The 12,329-nt window shown below is 61.3% G+C and carries 9 protein-coding genes; 3 read left to right on the forward strand and 6 right to left on the reverse strand.

The features are described 5' to 3' along the window. Positions 1-2: 2 nt before the first annotated feature. The 3 genes from ACZ9BX_RS08035 to ACZ9BX_RS08045 form a co-directional block, all read right to left on the reverse strand. Positions 3-3,728 (reverse strand): AsmA family protein, encoded by a 3,726-nt coding sequence (locus tag ACZ9BX_RS08035; protein ID WP_476219926.1) that lies wholly within the window; start codon positions 3,726-3,728, stop codon positions 3-5. 89 nt (positions 3,729-3,817) lie between these two features. Further along, positions 3,818-5,230 (reverse strand): FAD-binding oxidoreductase, encoded by a 1,413-nt coding sequence (locus ACZ9BX_RS08040; protein WP_086994568.1) that lies wholly within the window; start codon positions 5,228-5,230, stop codon positions 3,818-3,820. Positions 5,231-5,321: 91 nt separating this feature from the next. Beyond that, on the reverse strand, positions 5,322-6,356 hold the full coding sequence (locus ACZ9BX_RS08045) for an aldo/keto reductase (protein WP_476216977.1): 1,035 nt from the start codon (positions 6,354-6,356) through the stop codon (positions 5,322-5,324). Positions 6,357-6,450: 94 nt separating this feature from the next. Between ACZ9BX_RS08045 and ACZ9BX_RS08050 the strand changes: the two genes are divergently transcribed. Next, positions 6,451-7,353, forward strand: coding sequence for a LysR family transcriptional regulator (locus ACZ9BX_RS08050; RefSeq protein WP_476216979.1), 903 nt, complete (start codon positions 6,451-6,453; stop codon positions 7,351-7,353). Positions 7,354-7,523: 170 nt separating this feature from the next. Further along, complete coding sequence (locus ACZ9BX_RS08055; protein ID WP_476216981.1) at positions 7,524-8,618, forward strand: AbrB family transcriptional regulator; 1,095 nt, start codon at positions 7,524-7,526, stop codon at positions 8,616-8,618. Here ACZ9BX_RS08055 and ACZ9BX_RS08060 read toward each other — a convergent pair. Continuing rightward, positions 8,578-9,465, reverse strand: coding sequence for an AraC family transcriptional regulator (locus ACZ9BX_RS08060; protein ID WP_476216982.1), 888 nt, complete (start codon positions 9,463-9,465; stop codon positions 8,578-8,580). The genes ACZ9BX_RS08055 and ACZ9BX_RS08060 overlap by 41 nt on opposite strands. 31 nt (positions 9,466-9,496) lie before the next feature. On the opposite strand from ACZ9BX_RS08060, the gene ACZ9BX_RS08065 reads away from it, so the two are divergent. Next, the gene (locus ACZ9BX_RS08065) at positions 9,497-9,904 is read left to right on the forward strand and encodes a DUF2000 family protein (RefSeq protein ID WP_476216984.1); all 408 of its coding nucleotides are present in this window, start codon (positions 9,497-9,499) and stop codon (positions 9,902-9,904) included. Between the two features lie 51 nt (positions 9,905-9,955). Here the strand turns inward: ACZ9BX_RS08065 and ACZ9BX_RS08070 are convergent, their stop codons facing one another. Together ACZ9BX_RS08070 and ACZ9BX_RS08075 are read right to left on the reverse strand one after the other, a co-directional pair. Next, complete coding sequence (locus tag ACZ9BX_RS08070; RefSeq protein ID WP_476216986.1) at positions 9,956-10,621, reverse strand: YiaD family glycine zipper/OmpA-like lipoprotein; 666 nt, start codon at positions 10,619-10,621, stop codon at positions 9,956-9,958. A gap of 198 nt (positions 10,622-10,819) precedes the next feature. Further along, positions 10,820-11,818 (reverse strand): flagellin N-terminal helical domain-containing protein, encoded by a 999-nt coding sequence (locus tag ACZ9BX_RS08075; RefSeq protein WP_476216988.1) that lies wholly within the window; start codon positions 11,816-11,818, stop codon positions 10,820-10,822. Between the last annotated feature and the right edge of the window lie 511 nt (positions 11,819-12,329).

Genomic DNA, 12,329 nt, shown 5'->3' on the forward strand with positions numbered 1-12,329 from the left:
CTTCACTGAGGCAACGGCACGCCCGGCAAGGCATCAAAATTCAATCGATTGCCCGTTATCGGTGGCGGCTGGTTGAGCTGCAGCGCGCGCCGCGCCGCCTCTTCCGCGGCTGCTTTCGCCTCGGCCTCCGCCCTTGCCTTGGCTTCAGCCTCCGCATTGGCTTTCGCTTCCGCCTCGGCCTTTTGCCGCGCAGCTTCCGCAGCGAGCGTCCGCAGGCGCTGCTCTTCGCCCCTGCGCTGGGCCTCGATCGCCGCGGTTCTTGCGCGTTCCGCATCGTTGAACTTGTAAAGCGCCACCTCGCGACGCAGACGCTGCTTTTCCAGGACGTTCGACTGCAGACGCTCGACACGCCGGCGTTCGCGTTCGAATGCACGCAGCGACAGATATCCGGCAAGATCGGTTACATCCATCGTCCGGCCGGGCGATGCAAGCAATCCGGAATAGTTGAGCCGCAGCGCGGGCTCTGCGCCCGCAAGCGCTTCCTCGCCCGGATTGAGAGCAATGTTCAGCGATGCGTTGATACGCTCTTGCGGGAGGCTCAACTGCGCATTGCCGGTGACCTTGGCGAGTTCGGTGGCAACGGTGACATTCTGGACGCGAAGCACGCCGTCGGTGATATTGAACGGAATGCCCGTCGGCGGAAGTTTCGCCTCGCCATTGTTGAGCAGCGTCTCGACGATCGGATGTATCTTTCCGGCATTGAGCTGGTCCTGCATCGGATCCGTTGCCGCAAGCAGCGGTGGCAGGAGCGCGAGGTTCAGCCCGCGCACGCTGGTTTCGCCAAGCCGCATCTCGCCGGACCCGGTGAGCGAACTCAAGAGTTCCGTCATCGTCTTGCCGGAGGCTTCCATGCCGAGAGAAAGCCCGAACTTGCCGTTCGCAACCGGCGCGCCGTCGCGTGGCCACACGACGCCGGCGAGATCGGCATCGGCCAGCGAAAGCTTGGTCTGAAAGAAGCCGGTGCCTTCGGCGTTGGTGAAAAGCAGGTTACCGGAAAGCTGGCCGCCGTCCCAGCCGCCCTTCATGTCGTTGAGCTGCAGTTCGTCGCCCTTATAGACGAATTTGGTGGTGAAACCGGTCATGGCCGCCGACCATCCCGGCCAGAGCTCCTTGGCCGAGAACTTCAGGTTGACATCCATGTCTTTGAAAACCGGCTGCCCGAGTGCAGCGGTCGAGAAGTTGCCCGTCGCCGCATCAGTCGTCGGGCCATAGACGGCCTCGCCCAGCCAGGTCGCATCGGCGCGGTCAAGCGCGAGCTCGCCGCTCGCCGTCGTCCTGTCCGTTTTGCGGTCGACCGTCAGCGCACCCGAAAACTGATTTTCTGCGGCATGACCCTTGAGGTCGGAAAAAACGATCTTGTCGCCATCGACGGTCGCCGTCGTCTGCAGCCCGAAGGGCAGCCCGGTGCCCATCTGCGGCAGCGCGATGCCGTTCATCACGAGATATGGATCGAGATCGGCGCTTTCGAGCGAGACGCCGATCTGGCCGTTCATGAAATTCCCGGGACGGACATCGACCTTCCCGTTTGCGGTAAAGGACGTCCGGTCCGTCGCAAAAGTCAGCGATGCATCGGCCGGATCGGTGCCGGTTGCCTGGACCTTCAGGGCGAGCCGGCCGTTGGCGTCAGCCTCGATCGGAAGTGGATCGAGACCCGCCTGCCCGAACAGGATCGAGGTCGTGCTGTTTTCGAGTGTCGCCTCCAGGCTCGTCGTGCCCGCGCCGGTCAGTGCCAGGAGGTCCGACATGCGGTAGTCGAGGTTCACACGGCTGCCGTTGGAAACGCCGGCGAGCGTCAGCGCGAGCCCGTCGCCCTCGTCGCCGCCGAGCGTCAACGCGCCGCGCAGCGCCGTGTTGGTGTACCAGGCAGCATTGCGCACCAGCCTGTCCATCACTGGATGCTGCGGCAGATGCTCCTTCAGCATCGTGAAAAAAGATCCCGGATCGGCGGACTTGAAGGTGATCTCGCCCGAGCCTTTGTAATCGAGCAAGGAGCCTTCGGCCCGGCCGGTGGCGGTGAGTTCCGCACCCGCCAGATTCTTGGCGACCAGCTTGTCGATGGCAAGCGCCCCGTCGGCGATCGTAAAGCTGGTCTCGACATTCTCCGCCTCGACGCCGAAGGCGCTGAACTTGTCCGCCTTCAGCTGCGCCGTGATCTTGTGGTCGAGCACGTTTTCGCCTGCGTCCTGGCCCGTGAACAGGCCTGTCAGTGCCCTCAATGCATCGAGGTCGAGCGCATCGCCGGCAAGGTCGACGTTCAGGAGCGGCGGCTGGTTCTCCAGCGCCTGCCGCTCGAGCTTGCCCTTCAGCGTAGCCGGACCGATGGCAATCTCCAAATTGTTGAAGGTCTGCCGCTGATGCGTCAAGCTGACGTCGGCGGAAAAGCCCGCCTGCTTCAATTGACGGATCGCAGGATCGACCGAGCCCGCAAGCCAGGAGGCAAGCCCTGAGGGCTGATTGGAGGCAACGGTAATCCGTCCATTGAACGAAGGTTCGCCCCTCAGCGTCAGCTGACCCTGACCCTCTACCTGGGTGCGCCCGGGCAGCGTTCCAACGGCATTGTCGATCGTCCAGCCGTTGCCGGCCGGCTGCAGATCGAGCTGCACGTCACGGATCGTCGTGTCCCCGGCAACGATTGCCGGCAGCTTGACGCTCGCCTTGCCCGGCACCTGCGGCACGGGAATCTGTGCAATGATGCTAATCAGCGAATTGAGCCGCTGCCGGGCGGACTGGCCGGGATCCCGCGCGGTCTTACCGCCGGCGCCTTGATTGCCTATCCTGTTCACGTCGATCTGCTGGCCATCGGCGATCAGCAGGAACTCGGGCGCGTTGCCAGTATCAAGCGTCGCCTCGCCGGTGATCACATACGGATCCTCCACCGAGCCTATCTCCATCCGGTATTCGGAAAGCCGGATGCGCTCGTTGGTCAGTTCGAAGCGGCCCTTGAGGCGCGGCGGCAGCACGTTGTTTTCGTCGGATTTGGCCGTGCCGCGGTTCTCGACCGCAGCCGATATGAGACCCTGATAATTCGGCTTTCTGTCGATCAGCTTCAACTGGCCATCGAGATCGATTTTGACCGGACGCTGACGAGGTATCAATTGCGCCCTGACCTGCAGCGCACCGGTTTCATCGGGCTGTCCGCTGGAAATCGAAAAGCTGCCATGCTCGCCGTCGAGCGCGGCATCGCCTTCGATCCGCCAAGGGCCTGCCAGCGACCTCGCCGACATCTCCGCGTTTAACCCCGTAATGTGGCGGGCACGGCCAGACTGATCGTCGATGAACTGCACGTCGCCGCCGGTGACATGCACGCTTTCCAGAATGACAGTCTTTGCGGGAATTTCCGGCCGGCTGCCGCGCATCCAATCGAGTGTGCCGTCCTTGAGCAGCCGCAAGCGCAGCTTCGGGTTGACAACGCGCATATCGAAAATCAGCGCCTCGCCGGAAAGGAACGGCGCAAGTTCGGCATCCATGGCGAATTGTTCGATCTGCACGACCGGCTGACCGTCGGATTCCTGCCCGACACGAACGTCATGCAGCGTTACCGCAGGAAAAGGCAAAAGACGCGCATCGACTGTGCCATGCACCGTCACCTTCTTGCCGATAATGCGGCTCGCCTGATCCTCGAAATTCATGCGGAAGTCTGTCCAGTCGATGAAAAGCGGCGCGAGCAGTGCCACGAAGAGCACTACGACGATCACTCCCCCCAGAAAGACGAGGAACCGGCCTATCAATTCAAGCATTCTCCATTCGGGATTCTGTTGCCGACACTACTGTCATTCATGCCGGGAGCAAAGCCGAAGATCATGAGATTGTTCCGTTTTCAGACAAGATGGAAAATCTTGCCCGGATTGAAGATATTGTCCGGATCGAGCGCTTGCTTGACCTGCCGCATAAGTCCTACGGCGCCGCCGAGTTCCTGCTCGAGAAACGCCATCTTTCCCTGTCCGATCCCATGCTCTCCGGTGCACGTTCCATCCATCGCAAGAGCCCGCTGATTGAGCCGCGTCACGAAAGTCTCCGCAACGGCGACACCTTCCATCGTCTTGTCGTCGAACAGGAGAAGCACATGGAAATTGCCATCTCCTGCGTGACCGACGATCGGCGCCAGCAGCCCATGTTCCCGGATATCAGCCTGCGTCTCGGCAACGCAATCCGCAAGTCGTGATATCGGAACACAAACATCGGTCGAAAGTGCGGCAAGCCCCGGCGCCAGCGCGCGGCAGGCCCAATAAGCATCGTGCCGCGCCTTCCAGAGCTTGTTGCGCTCCTCTGCATTTGCCGTCCAAAGGAATTCGCCGCCGCCGCATTCGGCCGCGATCTCGGCAAACTGCGCCGATTGAAGTTCGACGGTTTCGTCGGTTCCGTGGAATTCGAGGAAGAGCGTCGGGCTTTCGGCGTAAGCCAGACCCGAATAGGCGTTGCATGCCTGCATCTGCACGTCGTCCAGCAATTCGATGCGCGCGACCGGAATGCCCATCTGGATCGTCATGATGACCGCATCGCAGGCGGCTTTGATCGTCGGGAACGAGCAAGCCCCGCCCGCGATCTTCTGGGGAATTCCCTGCAGCTTGAGCGTCACCGAGGTCAGAATCCCGAGCGTGCCCTCGGCGCCCACGAAAAGCCGCGTCAGATCGTAGCCCGCCGAGGATTTGCGTGCCCGGCGCGCGGTGCGGATTTCCTCGCCATTGGCCGTCACGGCCGTGACCGAGAGCACATTGTCCTTCATCGTGCCGTAACGCACGGCGTTAGTTCCGGAGGCCCGCGTCGAAGCCATGCCGCCGATCGAGGCATTCGCACCGGGGTCGATCGGAAAGAAGAGCCCGGTGTCACGGAGATAGACATTCAGTTCCTCGCGCGTGATACCCGGCTCGACGGTGCAATCGAGATCTTCGGCATTCACTTCGAGAACCCGGTTCATCCGGCTGAAATCGATCGAAATCCCGCCGTTCGGGGCATTCACCTGTCCCTCCAGCGAAGAGCCGGTGCCGAAGCCGATGACCGGCACCTTGTGCTCGGCACAGACCCTGACGGCGGCCTTCACGTCATCGGCCGTCTCGGCAAACAGCACGCCGTCCGGCAGCTGTGCAGGAATGTATGTGGTCGTATGCGCATGCTGGGCGCGGAAGGATTCGCCGGTCTGGAAGCGCTCGCCGAAGCTCTGCTTCAATATCCCAACCGCCGCGGAAATGCCCGCCTCGTTGCGTTTTCCAGCCTTCGCGTCCCTGAGCGCCATCCTGTTGATCTCCCATGCATTCCACCATTACAGGCAGGCTGGTATGAGACAACGGATGGCGCCTGTCCAGTCAAGAGTCTCGCCCGGCGGCTCAAACGAGAGGTGGATTGAGCCGCGCGAAGCCTTCCTGTCTCCTGTACGGGAAATAAGGGTAAGGCGCCGGCACAGCGCTGACCTTATTGAGCCTCTCGACCTGCTCCTTCGTCAGCGACCAGCCGACGGCACCGAGATTCTGGCGCAACTGCTCCTCATTGCGGGCCCCGATGATGACGCTGGACACAGTCGGCCGGGCGGTCAGCCAATTGATGGCGATCTGCGGCACCGTTTTACCGGTCTCCGCGGCAATCTCATCAAGAACGTCGACGATGTTGAAAAGCGTCTCGTCATCGACCGGCGGGCCGTACTCCGCCGTCTGGTGCAGCCGGCTTCCTTCCGGCAGCGGCTGGCCGCGGCGGATCCTGCCGGTGAGCCTGCCCCAGGCGAGCGGGCTCCAGACCAGCGCGCCGACGCCCTGATCGGCAGCAAGCGGCATCAGCTCCCATTCGTAATCGCGGCCCGCCAGCGAATAATAGACCTGGTGCGCCACGTGACGCGCGTAGCCGTGTCTCTCAGAGACAGCGAGCGACTTCATCAACTCCCAGCCGGCAAAATTCGACGCGCCGATATACCGGAGCTTGCCGGCAGCAACGAGACGATCAAGCGTCGAAAGCACCTCCTCGACCGGCGTCGAGGCATCGAAGGCATGAAGCTGCAGCAGATCGATATAATCGGTGCCGAGACGGCGAAGCGCCTCGTCCACGGATTTGATCAGCCGCGAGCGCGAGCTTCCCCAATCCGCCGGCCGGTCGCCCATCGGCAATGCCGTCTTCGTGGAGATGAGCACGGCGTCCCGCTTTCCACGGATCGCCTGCCCCAGGACCTCTTCGGACGCGCCCGCCGAATAGACGTCGGCTGTATCGAAGAGATTGACGCCCGCCTCGAGGCAGATGTCGACCAGGCGCCGGGCCTCCGCCGCATCCGTATTGCCCCATGCGCCGAACAGCGGGCCGCTGCCACCGAAGGTGCCCGCGCCGAAACTCAACACCGGTACCCTGAGGCCGGATGCGCCGAGATTTCTGTATTCCATGGTTTGTCTCTCCTGTTGTCTGTGGACAGATAGACACTCACTGAAGCGCGATATAGATTGCCTGAAAGAAAATCATTTATGATTTGAATTCATCATGAGCCGTCAAGACATCAATCGCTCCGGCGAAATGGAAGTGTTCGTCCGCGCCGTCGAGCTCGGCGGCTTTACAGCCGCGGCATCCGCCTGCCGGATGACCCCATCGGCCGTGAGCAAGCTCGTCGCCCGGCTCGAAGCCCGGCTTGGCACACGTCTCATCAACCGCTCGACGCGGCGCCTGCTGCTGACGCCGGAGGGCTGCGCATTCTACGACAGAAGCGTTTCCATACTTGCCGATATCGCCGAGGCCGAACGCTATGCGTCAGCAGGCGAGCAGGCGGCGGGGCCGATCCGCATCAATACCAGCGCGTCTTTTGGCAATCATGTGCTCGCGCCGCTTCTGCCCTCTTTCATGGCGCTTCATCCGGCCGTGACGCTCGACATTTCCTACACGGACAAGATCGTCGATCTCATGGAGGAGCGCACCGACGTCGCAATCCGCGCCGGCCCGTTGAAAAACTCCAGCCTGATTGCCCGCAAGCTCGGGTCGGCCCGCAAGTTGATCGTCGCTTCGCCGAACTACCTTTGCCGCCATGGCGAACCAAAGTCGATCGCCGATCTCGATCAACAGTGCCGCATCGGCGTTTCCTATTCCCGCGCCATCCAAGGATGGCCGCTTCTCGATCAGGGTGAAAGCATACTTGTCCCGGTCACGCCGGGCGTCCAGGTCGGCGACGGCGAAGGGATGCGCCATATGGCACTTTCCGGCGCTGGCCTTGCGCGCCTTGCCGTCTTCACCGTCCGCGCCGACATCGCCGCAGGAAGGCTCGTGCCCGTCCTCGAAGACCTGAACCCCGGCGACATCGAGGAATTCTATGCGGTCTATCTCGGCCAGGGCGGTCCGTTGCCCGCCCGCGTCCGCGCACTGCTCGATTTTCTCGCGGCTAACGTTCGTCTTTGAACCGAAAGTCCCTGCCAGGGCCAGATTTCGCAATTGACCCCAGCGGGTGCTGACAAATATACCGGCCATGCGTCTTCGGCTGACTTGGCCGGTCCTTTCGTTTTCGCGATTACTTCCCTTCTTGCCGGATCGCGGCCTTCCTCCTGCATTGGTCAAAAAGATACCGTTCGATGCCGTTTAAAGCCGCAAGCCGAGCCTTGCAGAAAGCCAGCCTGCCGAGGTGGGTACTGCTGCTTAGCCTCTCCACCGCCCTCGTTGTCGTGCTCGAACTTTTCGCCCTTCCGGCATCGCTGCTCGTGGGGCCGATGATCGCGGCAATCTTTCTCGCTTTGGTCGTCGGCAAGGGCCAGATGCGCGTGCCTTATTGGCCCGTGCAGTTCGGTCAGGCCTTGGTCGGGCTGATGATGGCGCGCGCCATCACGCCGGACATTCTCGCCACGATGGCCAAGGACGCGCCGCTCTTCATGCTGGTCATCGTCTCGGTGATCGCCGTCGCAGCCGTGCTCGGCTATCTCCTAACCCGGCTGCAGGTGCTACCCGGCACCACCGCCGTTTGGGGCTCATCCCCTGGCGGCGCCTCGGCCATGGTCATCATGTCGGAGGCCTATGGCGCCGACGCCAGGCTCGTTGCCTTCATGCAATATCTGCGGGTCGTCTTCGTCTGCGTTGCCGCTTCCGGCGTCTCGCGCCTCTGGGTCGCCGCAGACGGCGGCGGGCCGCCACCGCTCATTCTCTTTCCGCCGATCGACTGGCCCGCCTTTGTCGCAACCGTGCTGGTTGCCTGCTGTTGCATCTACGCCACCTTCCGTTTCCGCGTGCAAGGCGGCACCATCATCCTGCCGCTTCTCGCAGGCTCCCTGCTGCAGGGTTTCGGCCTCTTGACGATCGAGCTGCCGATGTGGCTGCTTGCGATCAGCTACGCCCTGATCGGGTGGAGCATCGGACTGCGCTTCACCCGCTCGATCCTGAAGCATGCCGCCCGCGCGCTGCCGCGCGTCTCCGCCTCCATCCTGCTTTTGATGTCTATCTGCGGGCTAATGGCCGTGGCGCTGCATAAATTCGCCGGTGTCGATCCCCTGACGGCCTATCTCGCCACCAGTCCCGGCGGCGCGGATTCGGTTGCCATCATTGCCGCCTCCAGCGATGTCGACCTGCCCTTCGTCATGGCGATGCAGGTGGGGCGGTTCGTGATGATCCTGCTGACCGGACCGATGCTCGCGCGCTTCATCGCGCGAAAGAGCGGCCTGGCTGAGAACCCCGCCTGAGCGCGGCCCACTGGCCGGGCGTCATGCCATAGGCTTTTTTGAAATGCCGGTTCAGATGGCTCTGATCGGCAAAGCCGGTGGCAAAGGCGACATCGGATAACTCCCCGCCCTCGCCGATCATCGCCCGCGCCTGCTGCAGCCGTCGCATCAGGAGATAACGATGCGGACTGGTCGCGAATGCGGCCCGGAAATGCCGCGACAATGCAAATCGATCGAGTCCCGTTACGGACTCAAGCTCGCCGGAACGCACCGTTCGCGTCACGTGTGCTGCAAGGTAGTCGCGGGCGCTACGGGCCTGGTTCCAGGCAATGCTCGCCGGCAGCCTGCGCAACGCCCTCGCATGTCGTAGGAGCCCGTCCGCCACGCGCATCAGGAAATCGTCGACGAAGAGCTCGTCAAGCTCGTGATCGAGGTCGGTCAGCGCGCCGAGCAGGACATCGGCAAGAGCCGAATCGCTGATAACGGGCTGATCGACAAATGGGAGCCCGAGCTTCTCCGCTTCGAGGCATTCGGCAAGCAGAGAGGGTTCCAGGTAAAGGATGCGGTATTGCAGTCCGTCATCAGTGCCCGCCCCGCCGTCATGCTCCTCGTCCGGATGCAGCACGATCACCTGACCGGGCATGCTGAAGCGCCTTTCGCCGCGATAGGAGAAAGTCTGCACGCCCTTCAGCGTCACACCAAGCGCGTAGGTGTCGTGCCGGTGCGGTTCGAAGGCGTTTCCGCTGAATTTCGCCTCGATGCGTTCGATCCCCGGAAAGGCAGGCGCTGCCACGATGCCGTCGCCGCCCTGCGGCACGCACAAACGTTCAAGACCTTCGAAAACCTGCGGCATTACATCCTGGCTCAACGCGACCTCGAAACGCATGAAAGAGACTGGAATGTTTGATACCAAAATCGCGATCGTCTTGCGAAACAATCTTGCGTCATGGCAAAAGTTGAATGTGACCGCCTTCCTGATGAGCGGCATCGCCGGCCGGAATCCAGAGATCATCGGCGAGCCCTACAGGGACCGCGCAGGCAACATCTACAATGCCATGTCCATCCAGCCGATCATCGTGCTTTCCGCCGATGAGGCGACGATCGCGGCGATCCATCGGCGAACTCTGGAGCGCGAGATCCCGTCCTCGCTGTTCATCGAGGAGATGTTCGCGACCGGCCATGACGCAGCCAATCGCACTGTCTTCGCTGAATACGCGCCTGACGATGCCAAGGTCGTGGGCATCGCCTTGCGCGCCGAAAAGAAGACTGTCGACAAGATCACCAAGGGTGCAACGATGCATGCCTGAAGCAAAAGCAGCCGGGCGATTGCCCGGCTGTCGGGTTTAACGCAGTTGAGATCAGCTCTCCGTGATCGGAGCGATCTGAATTTCGACGCGGCGGTTCTGTGAGCGTCCTGCTTCCGTCGCGTTCGACGCGACCGGCTGCGACGGGCCGAAGCCGACGGCGGAGACGCGGCGCTGGTCGATGCCCTGCCCGCCAAGGTAGCCGGCAACCGAAAGGGCGCGGCGCTGCGACAGATCCTGGTTATGCTGCAGGCTGCCGGTGGAATCCGTATGGCCGTTCACATCGATCAATGTGCGGTTGAATTTCCTGAGAACGACCGCCACCGAATTCAGCGTTGGGTAGAAGCCCGGCTTCACGGCATCCTGGTCGATGTCGAAAGTGATGTTCGACGGCATGTTCAGGATGATGTTGTCGCCGTTACGCGTCACCGAGATACCGGTTCCCTGCAGCTGGGCGCGGAGTTCCGCTTCCTGCTGGTCCATGTAGTTGCCAATCGCACCGCCTGCGAGCGCGCCGAGACCGGCGCCGATCAGCGCCGCGTTGCGGCGTCCGTGCGCGGAACCGCCTACGGCTAGACCGACAAGCGCTCCACCCACGGCGCCGAGTGTAGCACCGCCGGCCGTATTGGAGACTTTCTGCTGACCCGTATAGGGGTCGGTCGTTGTGCAGGCGGTCAGGTAGCTGGCGGCGACCGCCAGAAGTATGAATTTCTTGATCATGGACAGAAAGCTCTCCGTTCGAAGCTGACCCGAGCAAATATTATGGAATGCGGCAACAAGATGAACGCGTACCCTCCGATAAAACAAAATCAGTGGATTGGACACGTTTCGCTTGCACAAATCCTGGGGGTATCGCCAATTTGCCACAACAGTCTCAACAGTCACGGTCATATCGAGGCAGGAGGGATCGCAGACCGCTCAGAAGTTTTGGAAGAGCTGCCTTACGGTGTCGTAGCTGGCATTGGCGATCGAGAGCGCTTGCAGGCCCAGTTGCCGCTGCGTCTGCAACGCCGTGAGCTTGCTCGATTCCTCTTCCATATTGGCATCGACCAGACGTCCGATGCCTGAGCTGTACGCGTCGAAGAGCGTTTTCGCGAACTCGTTCTGCAGCTCGATGCGCTTCTCCAGCGCACCAAAAGCCGAACCCACAGTGGTCATCTGTCTCAGTATGCCATCAACAACGCTGATCATCTCATCGACCTGACCTTTTGTCGTTGAGGACGAAAGCCCGATCTCGACCTGTCCGGTGGTATTGCCCGCCTTGCTCAAAATCATGACGTAATTCTGAGAAGCGCCGATTTCGGTCGCGAAATAGGATGATGTCAGAGCGCCGTATTCGCCGCTCCCGCCGGAACGGTCGTCGACGAGGTAGCGGGCATCCTTCGATGTGGTGACGCCTGTCGACGGCAGATCGATGTGATAGGTCAACGTTCCGATCGAAACGGTGCCGTCGGCATTGCGGATATAGGATGCCGGAATCTGCTTCGGCTGGGTGGGATTGTCTTCATCCGTCAGGACGACCCAGTTGTCGCTGTTGAAGGCTGCCGCTTCGGCGACGGAGCGCAACTGCGCCTTCAGTTGCGTCAGCTCATCATTGATCTTTTCCTTGTCGACGCCCTGCTCTGTCGCCGCGACAAGTTTCGCCTTGATCTCGGAGACGACATCGACGGCGCTGGCAACGCCCGTATATGCCGTGCCCATCGTGGCGGCCGCCATGCCGAGCGCATCCTGGATGGCTGCATGCGCCTTGTTGTCGGAGCGGGCCGTCGTCGCAACCGACCAGTAGGCGGCATTGTCGCGGGCCTGTTCGACGCGAAAACCGGACGAGACCCGGTTTTGCGTCCGCGTCAGGCTGCGATTGATATCGCGAAGCGTATGCAGCGCCGCATCGACAGATGTGCGTTGAAAAATACTCACGGGAACGGAACTCCGAACATAACTATACGCAAACAAACAGTGAACCGTGTCCGCGAAACGTCATGTTCGGGCGCTGAAATCAGCGGATGGCAAGCCTCCGAAACGCTGGGGGCCTTTGATCGGTTACGGGGAGATCATTGCGTTTTATGCTTAAGAAACATCTAACGTTCAGAAGAAATTTATCATGTTTTGCAACCGTTCATTGACCATGAAAACGCCTATGGTTTTTACTTTGTCATTTCAAATGGAAAATGTCATACGCCCGTTAGTTTAGCCGATAAACGAAGGACGATTTTCCGCTAACGATTTCACTGAAACGCCCCTTTGCCAAAACGATTTCAAGATCGAACACCGCCGTCGTCGACTCGCACGATTTCGGGAGAGCAGTGGTCGACGGCACGTCACATTGCCCGCGAGTTGGACAAGAAACTCGATGGCAGCGATCCGAGGCTCCATCAAATACAAGCGTCGACGCGACCGATTTAGGGTCAATCTGACGAAGGCCTCGGGG

Source organism: Rhizobium sp. USDA 3886 (assembly GCF_056279785.1).